The sequence below is a fragment of the Micromonospora sp. RHAY321 genome, assembly GCF_023896955.1.
GTDB lineage: Bacteria > Actinomycetota > Actinomycetes > Mycobacteriales > Micromonosporaceae > Micromonospora.
Genome location: NZ_JAMHIW010000009.1, coordinates 119,551 through 139,849 on the forward strand (window position 1 = coordinate 119,551; position 20,299 = coordinate 139,849).

General features: G+C 70.4%; 12 protein-coding genes and 1 pseudogene. 6 read left to right on the forward strand and 7 right to left on the reverse strand.

Annotated features, from left to right (window positions below; all coding sequences use genetic code 11):
• Positions 1–101 precede the first annotated feature (101 nt).
• A pseudogene (gene nhaA / locus M8C17_RS20235) lies at positions 102–2,025 on the reverse strand (Na+/H+ antiporter NhaA).
• 294 nt (positions 2,026–2,319) lie between these two features.
• On the opposite strand from nhaA, the gene M8C17_RS20240 reads away from it, so the two are divergent.
• A complete protein-coding gene (locus tag M8C17_RS20240; RefSeq protein WP_252418083.1) occupies positions 2,320–5,280 on the forward strand; it encodes a family 16 glycoside hydrolase in 2,961 nt (986 codons plus the stop codon).
• Positions 5,281–5,364: 84 nt separating this feature from the next.
• Here the strand turns inward: M8C17_RS20240 and M8C17_RS20245 are convergent, their stop codons facing one another.
• From M8C17_RS20245 to M8C17_RS20265, 5 genes are all read right to left on the reverse strand, one after another.
• Positions 5,365–7,839, reverse strand: a complete 2,475-nt coding sequence (locus M8C17_RS20245) for a M14 family metallopeptidase (RefSeq protein ID WP_252418084.1) — start codon at positions 7,837–7,839, stop codon at positions 5,365–5,367.
• Positions 7,840–8,091: 252 nt separating this feature from the next.
• On the reverse strand, positions 8,092–9,909 hold the full coding sequence (locus tag M8C17_RS20250) for a glycoside hydrolase family 15 protein (protein WP_252418085.1): 1,818 nt from the start codon (positions 9,907–9,909) through the stop codon (positions 8,092–8,094).
• A gap of 34 nt (positions 9,910–9,943) precedes the next feature.
• Positions 9,944–10,420: a hypothetical protein gene (locus M8C17_RS20255; protein ID WP_252418086.1), complete on the reverse strand. Its 477-nt coding sequence runs from the start codon at positions 10,418–10,420 to the stop codon at positions 9,944–9,946.
• Between the two features lie 165 nt (positions 10,421–10,585).
• A complete protein-coding gene (locus M8C17_RS20260; protein WP_252418087.1) occupies positions 10,586–11,980 on the reverse strand; it encodes an alpha/beta hydrolase domain-containing protein in 1,395 nt (464 codons plus the stop codon).
• Positions 11,981–12,083: 103 nt separating this feature from the next.
• Positions 12,084–12,650 carry a QsdR family transcriptional regulator gene (locus M8C17_RS20265; RefSeq protein WP_252418088.1) on the reverse strand — a complete coding sequence of 189 codons (567 nt, stop codon included), beginning with the start codon at positions 12,648–12,650 and terminating at the stop codon, positions 12,084–12,086.
• Between the two features lie 173 nt (positions 12,651–12,823).
• On the opposite strand from M8C17_RS20265, the gene M8C17_RS20270 reads away from it, so the two are divergent.
• From M8C17_RS20270 to M8C17_RS20280, 3 genes are all read left to right on the forward strand, one after another.
• Positions 12,824–13,126 carry a hypothetical protein gene (locus M8C17_RS20270; protein WP_252418089.1) on the forward strand — a complete coding sequence of 101 codons (303 nt, stop codon included), beginning with the start codon at positions 12,824–12,826 and terminating at the stop codon, positions 13,124–13,126.
• On the forward strand, positions 13,123–14,763 hold the full coding sequence (locus tag M8C17_RS20275) for an amidase (protein ID WP_252418090.1): 1,641 nt from the start codon (positions 13,123–13,125) through the stop codon (positions 14,761–14,763). Before M8C17_RS20270 ends, M8C17_RS20275 begins: the two co-directional genes overlap by 4 nt.
• A gap of 266 nt (positions 14,764–15,029) precedes the next feature.
• Positions 15,030–17,618 carry a M14 metallopeptidase family protein gene (locus M8C17_RS20280; protein ID WP_252418091.1) on the forward strand — a complete coding sequence of 863 codons (2,589 nt, stop codon included), beginning with the start codon at positions 15,030–15,032 and terminating at the stop codon, positions 17,616–17,618.
• 87 nt (positions 17,619–17,705) lie between these two features.
• Here M8C17_RS20280 and M8C17_RS20285 read toward each other — a convergent pair whose 3' ends face one another.
• Positions 17,706–18,419: a hypothetical protein gene (locus tag M8C17_RS20285; protein WP_252418092.1), complete on the reverse strand. Its 714-nt coding sequence runs from the start codon at positions 18,417–18,419 to the stop codon at positions 17,706–17,708.
• 214 nt (positions 18,420–18,633) lie between these two features.
• Here M8C17_RS20285 and M8C17_RS20290 point away from each other — a divergent pair, with 214 nt between their 5' ends.
• On the forward strand, positions 18,634–19,041 hold the full coding sequence (locus M8C17_RS20290; protein WP_252418093.1) for a YciI family protein: 408 nt from the start codon (positions 18,634–18,636) through the stop codon (positions 19,039–19,041).
• 8 nt (positions 19,042–19,049) lie between these two features.
• Complete coding sequence (locus M8C17_RS20295) at positions 19,050–20,195, forward strand: RNA polymerase sigma factor (protein WP_252418165.1); 1,146 nt, start codon at positions 19,050–19,052, stop codon at positions 20,193–20,195.
• Positions 20,196–20,299: the final 104 nt, after the last annotated feature.

Sequence of the window (20,299 nt, forward strand, 5' to 3'; positions counted from 1 at the left end):
CGCGCCCGATCCACGAGTTTCTCGGCACGACCCCGCGTATCGGCGGCAGACCCTGATCGCCGAGCACCAGGCCGCCTCCGAGACCGTCGGCAGCTCGGCGCTCAGCCCTCCCGGCGGGGCCCGGGATCCCGACGGTACGCGGGGCGAAGCTTCGCGCTGGCGAACGCCGCCTTCACGGCGGCGGAAAGCGCGGCGATGTCGTACGCGCCGTGGTGGCGCCGGCCGTTGATGAAGAAGGTCGGGGTGCCGGTGACGCCGCTGAGGTCGGCCGAGTCGACGTCCTCGGCGATTCGCTCGGCGCCCTCGCGCTCGGCGAGGCGCTCCCGGAACCGCGCCAGATCCAGGCCGAGCTGTTCGGCGTAGCGGAGCACATCGGCGGGACTGAGTGCGTCCTGGTGGTCGAGCAGCAGGTCGTGCATCTCCCAGAACGCGCCCTGCTCGCCCGCCGCCTCGGCGACCTCGGCGGCGAGTTGGGCGTGCGCGTGGACGTCGGTGAGAGGCAGGTGCCGCCACACGTACCGGATGTTGGCGAAGTCGGTCAGCAGCTCCCGGACCACCGGCTCGGCCTGCCCGCAGTAGGGGCACTCGAAGTCCCCGTACTCCACGACCGTCACCGGAGCTTCGGGCGGTCCGCGCATGTGGTCGCGCTCAGGATCGACCGGGACCATCAGGTCGATGATCCCTTCGGCGGCGCCCAGCAGCGCACGGGCACGCCGTGCCGCCGGGAGTCGGGCGGCGTAGCGGAACACCAGCCAGGTGATGACGGCCGAAGCAACCGTCGCGACGAGGATGCCGAGCTTCGTCTCCTCCAGGGCCGGGCCATGCAGCGCATGGGTGGCGATCAGGAGGGCGACGGTGAACCCGATGCCGGAGACCGTGCCCACCCCGGCGACGGCGACCCAGCCGACCGGTGGCCGGAGCCGGTTGTGGCTGAAGCGGGCCACCAGCCACGAGGTGGCCACGATCCCGAGCGGCTTGCCGATGACGTATGCCACCACGACGCCCAGCGTGACCGGGGAGGTGACGGCCCTGGCCAGGAGTTCGCCGTCGATCACGATTCCGACGTTCGCCAGCGCGAAGAGCGGCACGATCACATAGCTGGCCCACGGGTGGTAGAGGTTCTGCAACCGGTCGTTCGGCGAGAGCGTCGAGGCGAGCCCGACCCGGGCCGAACGGGCGAGCTGCGGGGTGGGCTGTTCCCGGAAGAGGCGGAACAGGTCGCTCGCCCGCTGCAGTTCGGTGCGGCCGGGGGCATAGGCGTAGGTGAGCAGCCCCATCACCAGACCCACCACGATCGGGTCGACACCGGACTTCGAAACGGCGAGCCAGGCCGCCACCCCCAGCAGCGCGTAGATCGGCCCGTACCGCACGCCCCCACGCCCTGACGAGCAGGACGACGGCGAAGATTCCCGTCGCGACGAGCAGCGCCGGCGGCGAGGGATGTTCCGGGTAGGCGATAGCCAGCACCGCGATCGCGACCAGGTCGTCGATGACGGAGACCGTGAGCAGGAAACCTCGCAACCGGTCCGAGAATCGTGGCCCGAAGACGGCCAGGGCGCCGAGCGCGAGTGCGGTGTCCGTGGCCATCACCGCGCCCCAGCCCGCGGCGGTGGTCTGCCCGGCGTTGAACGCGAGGTAGATCGCGATCGGCAGGAGGATGCCGCCGAGCCCGGCCAACGTCGGCAACGTCAGCCGACGTCGGTCCCGCAGCTCTCCGATGTCGAAGTCGCGGCGCAGCTCCAGCCCGGCGACCAGGAAGAAGAACGTCATGAGGCCGCTGTTGACCCAGGTACGCAGGTCGTGTGACACGGGCCAGTCGCCGAGCTGAACGGTGAAGGAGGTGCTCCAGAGCGACTCGTAGGACAGAACGTGGAGGTTCGCCCAGACGAGCGCGACCACCGCGGCGACCAGCACCACCCGTGCGCTGCCGGTCTCGGTGTGCAGGAACGAGCGCCGCTGGGCGTTGAACCGGCCAACCCAGGTGGTCCGGCCGGACCACCCTCGGTGGGGGTTGTCACTCGTCACGTGGTCGATTCTTCTCGATCCGCTCGCGACCTGACTCAGAATTCACGAGATCGATCCCGCCGCAGAGGACGGCAGGGAGCCAGGGCCAACAGGGGGCACTTTCATCCAGAAATTTAAAAGTTCCGTTCGATAAATGTGAAGTGATAGCGTCTGCGATCAATCTTTTGCGTTCCGAGACCGTTCTGGCCGGTCCAGAGGGGAGTCCGCGTCTCCCACCTCGGCCAGAACCCGCACCCATCGGGAGGAACCATGACCGCACCGAATCGATGGCGCCGACGCCATCGCGTCGGTTTCGTGGCCGCAGGTGCCGCTCTGGCGACCCTGCTCGCCACGGTCCTCGTCAGTCCAGCCGGGGCCGCACCCGTCGCCGCCGATGTCCCGCCGCAGGAACCCGGCGTCACCCTGCGTTCGTACGACATGGGCGCCCCACTGTCGGCGCTGTGCACCCTCAAGCCGGCACAGACGCCGAACGTCGACAAGCTGATGCCGCAGGTCAACTGGACCACCACGGACGAGTTCGGCCTGTCCGACCGGTTCATCACCCACGTCACCGCCAACCTCGCCGTGCCCACCGACGGCGACTACACGTTCCGCCTCGTCAGCGACGACGGGTCCCGGCTCACGATCGACGACCACCTCGTCGTCGACCATGACGGCCTGCACGGTGAGACCGCCAAGGAAGGGTCGGTCACCCTGACCGCCGGCCTACACCCGTTGTTCGTCGAGTTCTTCGACAACGGCGGCGGCCAGGTGCTGCGGCTCGAGTGGCGGCCGCCGGGCGCCGACAGCTTCGAACTCGTGCCGCCCTCCGCGCTGAGCACCGATGCCGGCGTCGTACGCGTCACCGCCCCGGGCTGGAAGTACTGCGAGGGAGCAACCGACTCTGCCGGCGACGGCCTGCCGCTCGACCGGGTGCACCCCGGGTACACCCTCACCGACCTGCGTCCCGAGGGGTTCCAACCGCAGGTCACGGGGATGGCCTTCAGGCCCGACGGCGCCCTGGTGATCACCACCTGGGGCGGCACCGACAACGCGACCGGCGAGGTCTACGTGGTCGAGGGCGCCACCGGCCAGACCTCACCCGACCGGGTGACCTACCGCAAGTTCGCCGAAGGCCTGCGTGAGCCGCAGGGCGTGGCCGTGGTCGACGGCACCGTCTACGTCAGCCAGAAGCACGAGCTGACCGCGCTGCGCGACACCGACGGCGACGGCGACGCGGACGACCGCCGGACGGTGGCGACCTGGCCGTGGGGCCAGAACTTCCACGAGTTCGCGTTCGGTCTGCTCTACCGGGACGGATACTTCCACCTCAACCTCTCCGTGGCGATCGACCTGGGCGGGGCCACCACCGTGCCCCAGCCCGCGCCGAACCGCGGAACCTCGATCAAGGTGAACGCCAGGACCGGCGAGATCACCTACGTCGCCGGAGGACTGCGCACCCCCAACGGGATCGGGTGGGGCCCGGGCGGCGAGGTCCTCGTCACCGACAACCAGGGCGGTTGGCTGCCCGCGTCCAAGCTGGTCCAGATCCAGCAGGGGGCCTTCTACAACCACTACACGACGCCCGCTGGTCCGTTCGACGACAAGCCGGTCACGCGTCCCATCGTCTGGCTTCCGCAGAACGAGATCGGCAACTCGCCCTCCACTCCCGTGCTGCTGAAGCAGGGGCCGTACGCGGGGCAACTGGTGGTCGGTGACGTGACCTACGGCGGCCTGCAGCGCGTCTTCCTGGAGAAGATCGAGGGGCAGTACCAGGGTGCCGTGTTCCGGCACACGCAGGGCCTGGAGGCCGGTATCAACGAGGTCGCCCTCGGCCCCGACGGCGCGCTCTACGTGGGCGGTCTCGGCGCCGGCGGCAACTGGGGCCAGGAGGGCAAGCTCAGCTACGGCCTGCAGAAGCTCACGCCCAACGGCACCTCGGCGTTCGAGGTCAAGCGGATGCGTGCGTCGCATGTCGGGTTCGAGCTGGAGTACACCAAGCCCCTGTCGGCCGAGACCGCCGAGAAGCTCGCCGACGCGTACCAGGTGACGCAGTGGCGCTACGGTGCGACGAGCCAGTACGGCGGTCCCAAGCTCGACCTGGAGACGCTCGACGTGGCCAAGGCCGAACTGTCAGCGGACGGCCGTACCGTGAAGCTCAGGATCCCTGGCCTGAAGGAGAACCGCGTGGTGCACGTGCGCTCCCCGCGCCCGTTCAGCTCGGCCGGCGGCGAGGAGCTGTGGAACACTGAGGCCTGGTACACGCTCAACGAGATCCCGGGACGCGTGGTGCAGCCGCAGACCTTCTTCGAGGCCGAGGAGGGCCGCACGGCCGGCGTCGGGATGGCCACCGACCACGCCGCGTACTCCGGCGCCGGATTCGCCGCCGGATTCGCCCAGGACGGCGCGTCGACCAGGATCTCCGTCGACGTCCGCGAGGCCGGGACGTACGACCTGGCGATGCGCTACGGCAACGGCCCGAATCCCTACTCGGGCGAGAAGCAGCTGAGCCTGTACGTCAACGGTGAACGGGTCGAGCAGACCGTCTTCCCCTCCACGGTGACCTGGAAGGAGTGGGGCACCGTCACCACCACGGCGAAATTGAACAAGGGTCGCAATGTCGTCGAGTACCGCAAGGAGGCCGCGGACTCCGGGCACGTGAACCTGGACGTGCTCGCCGTCCGGCCGCATGGCAAGCGGATCACGCTGTTCAACGGTGACGGGCTCACCGAGTGGCAGCACAGCGACGGGCGCGAGCCGGAGTGGGCGGTCGCCGACGGCGCCATGACTGTGCGCGGCGGGGACCTGCGCACGGTCCAGGCCTTCGGCGACTTCCGGCTGCACGTGGAGTTCAACCTGCCGTTGTACCCGCCGGACGTGACCGGCCAGGCGCGTGCCAACAGTGGGGTGTACCTGCAGGACCGCTACGAGATCCAGGTGCTGGACTCCTTCGGCATCGACCCGCCGCAGACCAACGACGCCGCGGCCATCTACACCCAGAAGGCCCCGGACGTGAACGCGGCGTTGCCACCGCAGACCTGGCAGACGTACGACATCACCTACCGGCAGGCCCGCTACGACGCGTCCGGGAACAAGGTCCAGAACCCCCGCGTCACCGTGGTGTGGAACGGCGTCACGGTGCACGACGACGTCGAGATCCTCGGCCCGACCGGCGGTAGCCGGCCCGAGGGTCCGGCGACGGGTGCCATTCGACTGCAGGACCACGGCAATCCGGTCCAGTACCGCAACATCTGGATCGAGCCGCTGAACCAGTAGTCGCCCAGGTCGGGGCTTGCGCGATCATCGCCTCGTCAGTGCGGTCGGACCGCACTGACGAGGCGATGGTCAGTGGAGGGGGCGCTACTTCTCGACGATCGTGATGGTCGCCGTGCGGTAGTTGTTGCGCCGGTCGTTCTTCGTCGGGTCGTAGTTCTTCTCGATGTTGCCGGCGCTGTCGACGGAGAACCAGCGGAACGTCGTGGTCTCGGTCACGTGGAACACCTGCCCCGGCTCACGGAACTCGGTCGCCGCATAACGTGGCGACTCGAGCGTGGGCCGGCTGCCGTCCGTCGTGTAGTAGATGGTGGCCGGCTCGTTCGTCTCGAAGCGCACGTTGACGGGCCCGCGGTACTTCCCGTCGCCGGGGATGAGCCGGGACGTCGGGTCCTTCTTGTCCCTGCCCCAGTCCGCCGCGACCCGGAACATCTCCATGATCCCGTTGGCGTACTCCATCGTCTCGGCGTGGCCGCTGACGAGTTCCGGATTTCCCGCCCATTCTGGCTGGAACGAACCGCCCTGCCAGTCGCCGGTGGCCGGGTTGTAGACGGAGCCGCCGACCTCCCAGCCGAAGGCGTAGATCCCGTAGGTGTGGTACAGGTCCTCGCGCACGTTGCCCGCGGAGGAGTAGAGGACGTCGGACGAGCCGCCGACGTTCTCCGGCGTGACGACGGTTTCCCGGTGCGCCTTGACCTGCGACAGGATCCTGGCTGCGGACTGCCAGTAGAACGCCTCGTCACCCAGCGGCGGGCGCGGCGTGGTGATCCGCCCGTCCGCGATGTAGGCGCCGGGCTGCCAGAACAACTGACCGCCGTTGGAGTGCACCGACATCATGAACTTGATGTTCGGGTACTTCTCGACCAGCCAGATGATGTTCTTCGACTCGGGCTCGGACAGCTCCTCCGGCCCCTGGTAGGTGCCACTGACGCAGTTGGTCGACCCACCCGCGTAGCCGTCGTGGCCCGACCCCACCCGGTAGTTCCGGTTCAGGTCGACACCCCAGGAGTTCCGCTGCGCCGGATCGGCGGTCGCGTCCGGGCAGTGGTTCGTCATGTTCTTACGCTGCGAGGCGAAGTTGTAGAAGCTGTAGTTCGCCCCGTCGGGGTTGTTGGAGAGGATGAAGAAGACGTCCGTGTTGTCGACGATCGTCTTCGTCTCCCGGTCGGACCGGTAGTTGTGCACCAGACGCTCGGCCGACTCCAGGCTGGTCGTCGCCGGCACCCACTCGCGGGCGTGGTCCTGCGCCTGGATGAGCACGCCCGGCTTCTTGCCGTCGCGGTGCTTGCCGATCCGCAGGACCGGGATCGTGACCGGGCCGCGCGGCACCTCGCCCTCCGGTGCGCCCGCGCGCTTCTGGTCGAGGAAGTCGGTCAGCGCGACCGCGCCGGCCGTCGGCGCGACCACGCCGCTGCCGGTGTTGGTGCGGTACGGGTGCGCCCGGTCGATGAGGCCCTGGGACCGGGTCCGCAGTGCCTCCGCCACCTCGGTAGCCGTACTCGCCGGCCCACCGGAGGCATCCTTCGCGAGCAGGACGCGGACCGCCTTGCCCGCGACCTCCACCGCGAGCGGGAGGTTCGCCCCCGGCCGCTCCACGAACTCGACCGTGACGTCGTTGCCACCCTCGTGGCCCCACGCCGCCGAGCTGACGACGACCGCCGCCTGCCCCGTACCGCCGATCGTGGCCTGCGCCTTGCGCTGGTAGCCGTTGGTCTGGTTCGGCAGGTAGACGATCTCGGCGATGTCCGGGTACTGGCGGGCGATCTCCTTGGCTCGGCTGTAGAGCTGCTGCGGGTGCTTGTAGCCGTCCACGAAGTCCGACTTGTAGGACGGGTTCGCCGTCAGCGGCGGCGGGGCGTCCTCGAGCCAGTTGGAGACGACGCCGGTGGCGACGCCGCCGGTGGAGCTCGTCACCTGGATCTTGTTGGGTCGTGCGTCGAGCTTGAACAGGTTCCGGTGGAACATGTACTGCCCCGAGTCGACGAACCGGCTCATCGTCCGGGCGAAGCCGAACGGCGTACCCTTGCCCGAGTCGTTCTCAAGCTGCATCCCGACGACCGGGTCCGCCTGCTGCCCCTCGGTGGTCCGCGCCTCGACGTAGAGGAAGCCCTGGCCCTTGGTGGTGAACCAGTCGGCGCGGGCGATCCGCACCGTCGCCTCGTGGCTCAACGGCTGGACCGTCCGGGCGGCGGCGGCGCCGATGCCGCCGTCGGCCTGGTCACTCCAGGCGAAGCCCTCGCCATCGCCGAGCACCTCGACACCCATCGCCCTGAGCTCGGCGACCTGCTCGGCGGTGACCACCGCCTCACCTTCGATGCCGGTCGGCACGCGCTTGAGACCGTGCTCGAGGTCGAAGCCGGCGGCGACCACCTTGTCCAGCATGTCGGCACCGGTCAGCTTGATGTGTACGAGGCGTACCGACTCTCGATCCTCGACCTGGGATCGGCCGGCGGTGGCCGCCGATCCCGTGGGATCCGCGCCCGCGGGCCCGGTTGCCACGAGGATGCTACCCACCAGGGCGGGCAGCGCGAGAAGCGCGATGCGTCGTTGTATGCGCCGCATTCCCCCTCCTTCTACTCACGACGGATGATTGGGGTGGTGACAGACCCCCGTGCGCGTCGCCCCCACTGAGGACAGCCCTGCCGGACGCGCGGTGAGCCTGGGTACGACGACGGCTGCCGTCGCGAGAAGGAACGGGAGGGCGTGAGCGGGCTGGGTCCGGTGAGCGTATGTGCGTCCGCGGCGTCAGTGGTTCGCGTCGATCGAATTTGAGCATTCCTTGAGGCACCGTCCGACCGGGCCCGGGCCACGGCGTCACTCGCCGGCGGGGGCGTCCCGGATGGCGAGTGCGGCCTGGACGAGCGCGGCGTGGGTCAACGTCTGGGGGTAGTTGCCGAACTGTGCGCCGGTCGCGGGGTCCAGCTCTTCGGCGTAGAGGCCGAGTGGGCTGGCGTAACCCAGCATGATCTGGAACATCTCGACCGCCTCGGCGCGGCGCCCGGTGCGGGCGAGCGCTTGGACCAGCCAGAACGAGCAGGGCAGGAACGCGCCTTCGGTCCCCGGGAGGCCGTCCCGACCCGGCGGATAGCGGTAGAGCAGTGGACCTCCGGCGGAGAGCCGGTCCCGAATGGCGTCGATGGTGCCGTGCACCCGGGGCGACTCGACGCTGTCCATGTCCAGCAGCGGCAGGATGAGCAGGGCCGCGTCCAGGTCCGCCGAGCCGTAGGTGCGGACGTAGCTGGACGTCGTCGAGTCGAAGCCGGACGTCCGGACCTCGGCGGCGATGGCATCTCGTGCTTCCAGCCAGCGTCGACGTCGCCGACGTGACAGGGGGTGCGTGTCGGCGATGCGTAGGGCCCGGTCCAGAGCGAGCCAGGCCATGAGCTTCGAATGTACGTGCTGCGCCGGTTGGCGGACCTCCCAGATGCCGGCGTCGGGCTCCCGCCAGCAACGCGTGACCACGTCGGCGAAGCCGCGCACCGCCCGCCACGTCTCGGAGTAGAGGGGCTGCCCCGCCCGCACGAACGCCCAGGCGGCGTCGATCAGCCAGCCGTAGCCGTCGAGCTGGTGTTGGCCGGCGGCAGCGTTGCCGATCCGCACCGGGACGCTGCCGAGATAGCCGGGCCAGCCGGGAAGCTCCCGTTCTGCCGGTACGTGGCGGCCGTGCAGGGTGAGCAGCGCCGGCAGGCGTGGCCGTTGCAGCCGACTGGCGTGCAGCAGCCAGGCCAGGAAGCCGCGGGCCTCGTCGGGTTTGCCGACGCTGAGGAACGCACTGACGCCGATGCTGGCGTCACGCGGCCAGACGTAGCGGTAGTCCCAGTTCCGTACCCCGCCTGGATCTTCGGGCAGTGACGTCGTGGGTGCGGCCACCGGGGCTCGCGACGGCGAGTAGGTCAGCAGCCGCAGGGTCAGCAGGCTTCGTACGACGTGGTCCCGGAAGGGCAGTGACCCGTCGACGTCGGCGGTCCAGACCCGCCAACGTTCCTCGTCCTCGTTGAGCAGATCCCAGGCCCGTGCCGGATCGACGCGGATCAGCGGTTCGCGGTAGGCGACAGCCAGCACGAGGGTGACCGGTCGGTCCGGCCTGACGCTGATCAGGGCGGGGCGACCTGGTTCGATGGTGACATCAGGCGTGCTGTCCAGAGACACCGCGAGTGCCCCCCACTGACACACCAGGGTCGAGTGCCGGCGGTGGACCCGGGGCCGGCGGTGCCCCACGCCGAGGCGGGGATCGAACTCGACGACGGCGTCGACAGCCGTGTCCTCGGCCGACAGCCGCCGCACGATCAGTGTCGTGGGCAGCAGTCGGCCGCTGACCTCGGCCACCATGGCCTCGGTGAGGGTGAGCCGGCTACTACCGACCGCCCATGTCGTCTCCAGGGTGGCGCTGTCCTGCCGGTAGCGCCGTTCGACGACCGTGGCCGGTCGGGCGGGACCGACCCGAAAGGTTCCCGCGTCCGGACCCCCGACCAGCCGGCCGAACAGGGGTTCGCCGTCGAAGCGCGGCACGCAGAGCCAGTCGATCCCGCCGTCGGCGGAAACAAGGGCAGCGGTGCGGGTGTCACCCAGCAGCCCGTAGTCGCCGATCGGCGCCGGGGGCCGGGCAGACGCGGAGTCGGGCCCACCGGTCATGGCGATCGCTTCCTGACGGGCACTGGGACGCGAGTCAATGGGACCGAAGGAGCAGCCCGAGAACCACCCCGTAGATGACATGGACGACAACCACGACCGCGGGGGTCTGAATGCCGTAGTTGACGGCGAACAGACCGGGCGGCTCCAGTACGGCCGTGCTCGCCGGGCCCGCCCGCTGGGAGGCCATGCGCGGGTGGACCCCCGGAAGCAGCGGTAGGAGCACCGTCAGTGCGATCCCGACGTGAACGGTCCCGAGCAGTGCCCCGATCCACCAGGTGGCGCGGTCCAGCAGGGCGAACGTGGCCGCGTAGCCGAGGGCGAAGCCCTGACCGGCGCAGAGGTGGATGAAGAACCCGACGATCCGGGCCCGGTCGGGATCCTCGGTGACGAGGGTCCCGAGCACCAGGGGAAAGTCGAGGCGAGTGAGGCCGGCCAGTTGAGCGGTGATCAGAACTGCGGTGAGCGCCGCGGTGGCGACCAACCCGAACAACGCCCATCCGGCCCAGTCCATCTCCGCGATGTTCCCTTGGTCATTGGCCCGTCCTCGGCAAGAACAACAGTGGCAGCGCCGGTTTTTCACCATAGGCCACCGGGCGGTGGGATGCGGCCAGCTCCCGGGATTACGACCGGTGCCAGAACGGCCCGGGAGACGAACGACGTGGCCCGCCCTGGTTGGTCAGGCGCCGTGGCGTCCCACGTCGGCGTGGAGTGCTTCGCGGAGGTTCGCGGCGGCGTCGGCCGGCTGGAGGTAGCCGGCGGTGATGTTGCGGACGTCGGCGGTCACCACGCGGGCGACGTAGCCGGCGTGTGTGCGGTAGAGCTGGTCCAGGGTGCCCTCGTCGAACGGCTGGTAGGTGCCGAACAGCAGGCAGAACGACTCACCGCTGTTGTCGCCGGTGTTCAGCGCGGTCGGCACGACCACCTGCGACAGCCGGATTCCGCCGCGGGCCAGGCCGTGGGCGTCACGGGCCTTGGTGCCGTCCGAGTTGAACACCAGCGGCGGCGCGGTCGGGGGTGGGGTGCCCCGCTCCACCCAACGCGCCAGGTGGGCGTACGCGGCGGCGGTCACGTGGTGCATCGGCACCCGGCTGAAGGGCGGCCGCGCGCAGGTGTAGGTCGGGGCGGCGCCCAGGTCACGCTCCTGGATCGGCGCCCGGTAGACCTGGCCGTTATGGCCGCTGTGTGCCGCGCCGGCCACCTCCCACCGGCGGAACCGGTCCGTGTCGGCGGGGCGGACGGGTGTGCGCACGTCGGTCTCGGACAGCACCTGGAACACCGGCTCGTCGCCGACCCGGGTGGGCGCGGAGCCCACGATGAAGCCGTACCCCTCGAACACCGGCTGTACCTGGGGCAGGACCCGGTCGTAGTAGACAGTCATCCGGCCGGCCGACTGCGAGGCGCCGATGGCGAGCACGGTGCGGGCGCGCAGCCGGCCCAGCGGCGAGACACCCTGCGGGTCGGCGACGGCCCTGCCGGCCTGGGCGAAGATGTCGTACGAGAGTTCGTCGGCGACGTACCGTCCCCCGCCGGTGACGTCGAGTCCGCCGTACCGGGTCGGGCTCCAGCCGCGTAGCTGGTCGACTCCGACGCGCTGGGCGGAGACACCGATCCAGGCGTCGCCGGCGCGGATGGTGGCCTCGGCGTTCCAGAGCGCGTCCAGGTCGTACCCCGCCGTGACGTTCTGCCACTCCACCAGCGCGACGCCACTGAACCGGCGCGGGTCGACCGGCCGGCGCACGACCAGCCGGGTCTGGTACGCCACGTCGGCGGCGACCCGGTTGCCGGCGGTGTCCCAGCCGTCCGCCACGCCGGAGAGGTAGAACTCCTCCTCGACGTAGCCCTTGGCGGCCAGGTCGGACGGCGTCGAGAAGAAGGGGTAGGTGTCGGCCAGCCGCTCCGCGCGCGGGTCGCCCGGCACGGTGCCCGGGATCGGACCGCGAACCGAGGCGCGGGCGATCGGCTCCCGCTCACCGGGCGCCGCAGCGCGCGCCGGTGCCGAGGCGAGCAGCGTGCCGACCAGGGTGGTGACCAGGGCGGCGGCGAGGGTGGCGGTACGCCGTGGACGTGTCATGGCGAAGGCTCCTTCACGACGACTTCCTGGCCGTACCATAAACGCTCTTCGATGTGGTCGGAAGCGGGCGGGGGAGAGCTGAGACGGCTGTCGCAGCCGCTGCTCAGCACGCTTCGAGCACCGCCCGGGCGGCACGTTCCGCGGTCGCCGGGTCGGCCCGCCGCCCGTGGATCAGCTCCGCGTACAACATGGACTCGACGATCCGCACGTACAGGAAGGCGGCGCCGTCGAGGTCAGCCGGTGACCAGGCGGGGTCGGCAGCCGCGGCGACGAGGATGCCCCTCTGCGCATCGACGACCCGGGCGTGTACGCCGCCGGCCGGTGTGAACAGCACCCGCGCGGCCGTCGCCGGCTCGGCGCGCAGGAAGGCCCGGAAGGGCCGGGCCTGGCGGACTGCGACGGCGAACCGGCGGGTGGTCTCGAGCACCCCGTCGACGCCGGTGGTGGTGGTCTCGGCACGGGCCTGGGTGAGCAGCCGCTCCGCGAGGCGCCAGAGCACGTCACCGAGCAGCCGGTCGCGGCTGTGCACCACCCGGTAGAGCGTGGCCCGGCTGACCGTGAGGGCGCCGGCGAGCGCGTCCATGTCGACGGTGGCGTTGCGGAGAAAGAACAGACATCCGCCCTGGACGACACGCTCCGCGCTGATCACCCGCCGAGACGGCACCGCCATCCCTCGACGATAGCGCCGCCGGAACGGCGTGGCCGTCTGCCTCGTCATCGGCAAACTCAAATATTGCTCAACTTGTACCCGCGCCCCGCTGCCGCGACCTGCTGCCCGCCTACGGTCAAGGTCACTTCGACAGGGATCGGCGACACCCCCCATTCGCACAACCTGGGAGCATCATGGCACCTACTCCGCCCACGGATGCTGAGCTGAACGTTCTGATCCGTGCCCGGCTGGCCGCACTCGGCATCGACCTCGACCAACTCCCGCCGGGTACGAGCCCCGACCCGGAGACCGGCTCGCCCGGCCGGGACTCCGTGCTCGCCTCGCTGCGCTCCTTCATGCGGGGCACCGTGGCGACGCTCGCCGCATACCAGTTGCCGACTCCCGACGGCACCGACCCCGATGCCGCGAAGGCGTTGTCACAGCAGCACGTGCCCGTCCTCTACCCCTCCAACGGCACGGAATGGCGGAAGGCATGACGTCCGAACCCTTTGACCGTACGGTCGACCGGCGCGCGTTCCTGGCTCGCGCCGCGGCGCTGGCCACCGTCTCCGCCGTGGGCGTCAACGTCGGACTGCCCTCGGTCGCGCTGGCGGGCAACGGCCTGGCCACCAACACCAGAACCCGAGCGGGCGGACGGCCGCTGGACCAGCCGAACGCCTACACCGAGCCGCGGCCGGAGGCGCTCGCCGAGCCGACCGAGCTCACGATCGCCGAGGCGGCCTGGCTCATCCGCGCCGGCAAGCTCACCCCCGCGCAACTGGTCGAGGCGTACCTGGCCCGAATCTCCCGGCACGACGGCATCTACCAGGCGTTCAACCGGGTGCTCGCGGACACGGCCATCGCGGCCGCGAAGGACGCCGGACGCAGGCCCCGACGCGGCGCGCTGCACGGCATCCCGCTGGCCATCAAGGACAACTACTACACGGAGGGGGTCCACACCACCGCGAACTCGTTCCTGTTCAAGGACTTCGTGCCTCCGTACGACGCGACCGCGGTGGCCCGGTTGAAGGCCACCGGCGCGATCGTGCTCGGCAAGACCCAGATGGGCCCGCTGGCGACCACCCGTGCCACCACACCGGCCGGTGTGATCACCACCGTCAACGCCTGGGCGCCGACCGACCGCAGCACCGACCCCGGCGGGTCGTCCACCGGCACCGCCACCGCGGTCGCCGGCCGGATGGCCACCTCCGGCATCGGCACGCAGACCGGCGGCTCGATCACCTCCCCCTCCAACGCGCAGAATCTCACCGGCCTCAAGCCGACCATGGGTCGGGTCTCGGCGGCCGGCATCATTCCGCTCACCTACACCCGCGACCATCCCGGCCCGTTGGCGCGCGACGCCAAGGACGCCGCGATCATGCTGACCGCGATGGCGGGCGAGGACCCCATGGACCCGCGCAGCCAGGGCCTGCCCGACGTGCCGAACCTGATCGACGCAGCCAGCCCCGTCTACCAGGGGCGCCGCGTCAAGCTGCGCTGGAAGACCCGGATCGGGGTCCTGCCGGGCTTCGCCAACGGCACCTCGCCCACCGCGCTGGCCCGTGCGGCGTACCTGGCACAGCTCGCCGCGATCCCCGGCGTCACCCTGGTGGACGTGCCGCTGCCGGCCGAGTGGGGCCAGCTGACCGGCAGCACCTTCAACAACGTCCGGCTGCCCGAGCGGGCCGAGCCGTTCATGCCGTACCTGCGCACGGACCTGCGCGGCTTCGGGGTGTCGGTGACCAGTTGGCTGCAGGGTGCGCTGATGGGTGGCAACGAGTTCATCACCGGTCAGCGGGCCAAGCTGCTGTTGATGGATCGGGTGCTCAACGACCTCTTCGACGGCTGCGACGTCGTGGTGCAGACCGACCCGGTGCCCTTCGACATCGTGGGCCTGCCGGAGATCGCCTTCCCGATCGGGTCCACCACGGCGGGGCTGCCCATCGGCACCATCCTGGGTGGCCTCCCGTACGCCGAGGACCGGCTGTTGTCGGTGGTGGCCGCCTACCAGGCGGTGACGGACTGGCATCTGCGTCGTCCGGCCGACCCGCCCGCCGCCGCCGGCGCGCGGCGTGCGGCTCCTGCCGAAGAACTCCGCCTGACGGCCGAGGAGGTCGCCGAGCTCAGCCAGTGACGTGCGAAGGGCGGGCAGGTCGGTGCCCGCCCTTCGTGGCCGTGCGAAAAGCCGAGGACTTTCGACGTACGTCCCCGGTGGAATGTGTCGTGCCTCGGCAGAACAACCGCATCTGCTCTGACAGTGGCGAGTATCAAGATTTCCTCAACTGCCGCCGTGAACGTTCCGAACATCCATCGAAACCTGTTGAATCGAGTTATCCGAGTTGGCGCGGCCGCCCCTGCCGGACCCTTTTCCGTCGTGTACGTACCGTGAAGGGGTATCAGGTGAAACGAAGACTGTCTCGGACAACGGTGTCGGTCGCGTGCGCGTTGACTCTGGTCGGTGCGCCGGTGTTGACGTCGGCGACCACCGCTACCGCCTCGAACCGCGTACCGAAGCCGGAGTCGGTGATCGGCTGGGCGCCGTGTGCCGACTACAAGCTCGCCACGTACGAGCAGATCGCCGACTACTACCGGGCGATCGACAGGGCCAGCGACCGGATGAAGCTCGTCGAGATCGGCAGGACCAGCGAGGGACGGCCGCAGCTGATGGCGATCGTCTCCTCCGAGAAGAACCTCAAGGACGCGAACCTCAGGCGCTACCGCGAGACCTCGGTACGGCTCTCCCAGGGCGACTCGCTTCCCGAGTCTGAGGCGCGTGCCCTGGCGAAGAACGGCAAGGCCATCGCCTGGGTCGACTTCGGCATCCACTCCACCGAGGTGGCCGGGCACCAGACCGCCCCACAGTTCGCGTTCGACCTGGTGACCAGCGAGACGCCCGAGGCGCGCGCCATCCGGGACAACGTCATCACCCTGTTGGTGCCGAACGTGAACCCGGACGGCGGCACGAAGGTCGCCGAGTGGTACCGGAAGAACCTGGGTGGGCCCTACCAGGATGCGAGCTATCCCGAGCTGTACCAGAAGTACGCCGGCCACGACAACAACCGTGACTGGTACATGTTCAATCTGCAGGAGACGCAGAACGTCGGGCGTCAACTGTTCCACGAGTGGATTCCGCAGGTCATGCACAACGTGCACCAGACCGCCGTCTTTCCCGCCCGGATCAGCATCCCGCCGTACGAGGACCCGCTGAACCCGAACATCAACCCCCAGGTGGTCCGGGGCGTCAACCTCGTCGGCGACGCGATGGGGCAGCGGCTGGATCGGGAGGGCAAGGTCGGCGCGCTGGCCCGCCAGCAGTACGACATCTGGTGGAACGGCGGCGCGCGGACCGCGCCGTACTACCACAACCAGATCGGCATCCTGACCGAGACGGCGCACGCCTCGGCGAGCCCGCGGGTGTACGACCCCGCCACCTTCCCGAAGACCTTCGCGGACGGCACCTCGACGAGCGAGCCGTCGGTCTTCTACCCCAGCCCCTGGAAGGGTGGCGAGTGGCACCTGTCGCAGAGTTGCGACTACATCAAGACGGCCTCGTGGGCGATGCTCCGGGTGGCCAGCGACGACCGCGAGGGCCTGCTCTACGGCTCGGCGCAGATGGCCCGGGACGGTGCCCGCAACGGCGCCGGGACGACCTACGTGATCCCCGCCGACCAGGCGGACTTCCCGACCGCCACCAAGCTGGTGGACAAGCTGCGCTGGAACAACATCCAGGTCGAGCGGGCGGTCAGCTCCTTCACCGTCGGCAAGCGCACCTACCCCGCCGGGAGCTACCTGGTGCGGGAGGCCCAGCCGTACCGGGCGGCCGTGTTGGACCTGCTGAACCCGCAGGTCTATCCGGACCGGAGGCTCTACCCGGGTGGCCCGCTGGAGCCGCCGTACGACATCACCGGCTACACCCTGTCGTTCCAGATGGGCGTCACCGTCGACAAGCTCGGTCAGGCGGTGCGCGCCAGCACCGTCCGGGTCGACTCGCCGAGGGTGCCGGCGGGTGTGGTGGCCGGCGCGCCGAAGTACGCGTACGCCCTCGACCCGCGGGTCAACGACAGCTCCGCGGCCGTGAACTCCCTGCTGGCGGCGGGGGACAAGGTCCTGCTCAGCGGCGCCGAGGTGACCACTCGCAGCGGCAAACTGCCGGCTGGCACGTTCCTGGTGACCCCCCGTCCGGGCACCGAGGCGCGGGTGACGGCGCTCGCCACCCGGTACGGCCTCAGCGTCGCCGCGGTCGACGCGCAGCCGGCGACGGTGCGGGAACTCGTCGCACCTCGGATCGGGCTGTACGACGGGTTCAACAACTACGACGAGGGCTGGACCCGCCTGATCCTGGACCAGTTCGGCTTCGGCTACCAGAAGCTGACGAACGCGTCGGTCCGGGCCGGCGACCTGCGGGCGAAGTTCGACACGATCGTGCTGCCCGACGCCACGTACAACTCGATGCGCAACGGCCGCGCGGCGGGCTCGCTGCCGCCGGAGTACACCGGCGGGATGACCGACGCGGGCGTGGCCAACCTGAAGGCGTTCGTCGAGGCGGGCGGCACCGTGGTCACCCTCAACAAGGCCGCTGAGCTGCCCATCAAGGCGTTCGGCGTGCCGGTCAAGGACGTCACCGAGGGGGTGCCGGACACCAGCTACAACGTTCCGGGCTCGGTGCTGAACCTCACCGTCGACGCCGGTGACCCGGTCGCCGCCGGGTTCGGACCGACCGCGTCGGCGTTCGTCGCCGACGGGCCGGCGTTCGAGGTTGAGGACGGTGCGCAGGGTGTCACGGTGGCAGCCACCTGGCCGAAGACCAACCTGCTGAAGAGTGGCTTCCTCCTCGGCGAGGACGTCATCGGCGGCAAGGCGGCCGTGGTGACGGCGAAGGTGGGCGACGGGCAGGTCGTGATGATCGGCTTCAAGCCGCAGCACCGGGCTCAGTCGCACGGTACGTACCGGCTGCTGTTCAACGCGATGTACCTGGGGGGTCAGCGCTGACCTGACGTGGGTCGCGGTGGCCGGGTGCGCTCATGCGCCCGGCCACCGGCGTGCGCATGGGAACGCACTTAAGCGCCGCCGTGTCCCTCAGGCCAGGAGGCGCTCCCGCATCGTCGCGCCCAGATTGATCCCACCCACCGCACGAGGGCCCGTCGGGTCGTGCACGTCGAGGACGTTGTTGCGGCGCATCAGCTCCCGCACCGCAGGTGGCAGCCGAGGCGGGTCGTCCATCGCTGCGAGGACCTGCGCGGCGCTTGAGATCAGTCGATCGGCCAGGGCGGCGGCGTCGGTGTCCACCCGTACCCGGCCGTACTCCCAGCCGGCGGTGGTGAGGTCGAGTACCTCGAACATCCGGGTCACGAGCGGCTTCGGGTCGGTCACCCGGTCGAGCCGGGGTGCCCGGCTGCCGACCACCGCGACGGCGGCGGCCACCTGCGCGTACGGGTGGAAGCCGCTCGGCAACGCGAACAGTGGCCACCGCAGCGCCGAGCCGGCCTCCATCCACAGCGGCCGGTAGTTCCGGCGGTGCACCAGGAGGCGCCGGCCCGTCCGTCGGTGGATCTCGTGGGCCTGGGCCAGGAGATCCGCGTGGGCCTCGTCGGCGACCTGGCTCACGATCCGGGCCGCCACCACCAGGCCGTCGTCGCTGTCCAGCATTCCGCTGACCGCCTCGACCTGCTCAGAGAACCGGATCTGCGCGCGGGCGCCGTACCGGTGCTGGACGTCGCGTAGCAGCGCCTCCTGCCGCCCCGCATCGAGCTGGACCCGCCCGCCGCCCAGCAACCGTCGAAGCCAACGCATTTCGCCTCGTTTCAGCACAGCCGTCCCGGACCGCGGCAATGCTAGTGCGTCGGACCTTCCTGGGATGGTGACGGGGTGCCTGGGCGGTCTGTGCGCCCTCTGCTCCGAGCGGGTCGAAAAAAGTCAGGACGCCGATGTCGAGAACCGGGGGCCGGCTCCGTCCCCGTGGTGAAGGCGACCAAGATGGGGCGCACCAGTACCGAGGAGAACCACGATGGCCAAGTACCTGCTGCTGAAGCACTACCGCGGCGCTCCGGCTGCGGTCAACGACGTGCCCATGGACAAGTGGGCGCCGGAGGAGATCACGGCGCACGTGCAGTACATGAACGACTTCGCGGCCCGGCTCGAGACCACCGGCGAGTTCGTCGACGGCCAGGCGCTCTCCCCCGAGGGGACGTGGGTCCGGTACGACGGGGAGGGCCGCCCGCCGGTCACCGACGGCCCGTTCGCCGAGACGAAGGATCTCATCGCCGGCTGGATGGTGATCGACGTGGACAGCTACGAGCGCGCCGTCGAGCTGGCCGGGGAGCTGTCGGCCGCCCCCGGAGCGGGCGGGAAGCCGATTCACGAGTGGCTGGAGCTGCGCCCCTTCCTGACCGAGCCGCCCACCATCACGGAGTGACCTCGGCAATGAACGAGGCCCTGCTCAGGAGCCTCACACCGAGCGTGCTCGGGATCCTCGTCCGCCGCGGAGCTGACTTCGCGGCGGGCGAGGACGCCGTGCAGGACGCGCTGGTCGAGGCGGTCCGTGTCTGGCCGACCGATCCGCCACGGGACCCGAAGGGCTGGCTGGTCACCGTGGCCTGGCGCCGGTTCCTCGACGCGACCCGGGCGGACGCCGCCCGCCGCCGGCGTGAGGACCTCGTCGACGAGGAGCCGGCCCCCGGCCCCACGCCAGCGGTGGACGACACGCTCCAGCTCTACTTCCTGTGCGCCCACCCCTCCCTGACGCCGTCGTCCGCGGTCGCGCTCACGTTGCGCGCCGTCGGCGGGCTGACCACCCGCCAGATCGCCCAGGCATACCTGGTGCCCGAGGCGACCATGGCGCAGCGCATCAGCCGGGCCAAGCGCACGGTCTCCGGCGTGCGCTTCGACCAGCCCGGCGACGTCGCCACCGTGCTGCGCGTCCTCTACCTGGTCTTCAACGAGGGCTACTCCGGCGACGTCGACCTCGCCGCCGAGGCCATCCGGCTCACCCGGCAGCTCTCGGCCGCGATCGACCACCCCGAGGTGGCGGGGCTGCTCGCGCTGATGCTGCTCCACCACGCCCGGCGGGCCACCCGGAACGCGCCCGACGGCAGCCTGGTGCCGCTCGCCGAGCAGGATCGCGGTCGCTGGGACACCACGTCGATCGCCGAGGGCGTCCAGATCCTGCAGGCGGCCCTCGCCCGCGACCGGCTGGGCGAGTTCCAGGCCCAGGCCGCCATCGCGGCGCTCCATGCTGACGCGCCCGCCGCCGAGGAGACCGACTGGGTGCAGATCGTCGAGTGGTACGACGAACTCGTGCGCCTGACCGACAGTCCGGTCGTCCGGCTCAACCGCGCGGTGGCCGTCGGTGAGGCCGACGGACCCCGTGCCGGCCTGGCGGCGCTCGCGGCGCTGGACGACGCACTGCCCCGCCACACGGCGGTCGCGGCGTACCTCCACGAGCGCGACGGCGACCTGGCGACGGCGGCACGGCTGTACGCCGAGGCGGCGCGACGGGCACCCAACCTCGCCGAGCGCGACCACCTCACCCGCCAGGCCGCCCGACTGAACGCCGGGCGGGGTCGTTGACGGGCCGATCTGATCAGGAATCAAGAAGCTCGGGGGTGCGGTCGCGCCTAGCCTTTCCCAGGTAGCCGGCGCCACGCCGGGCCTGAACAGTGAGGGGAAGCCTG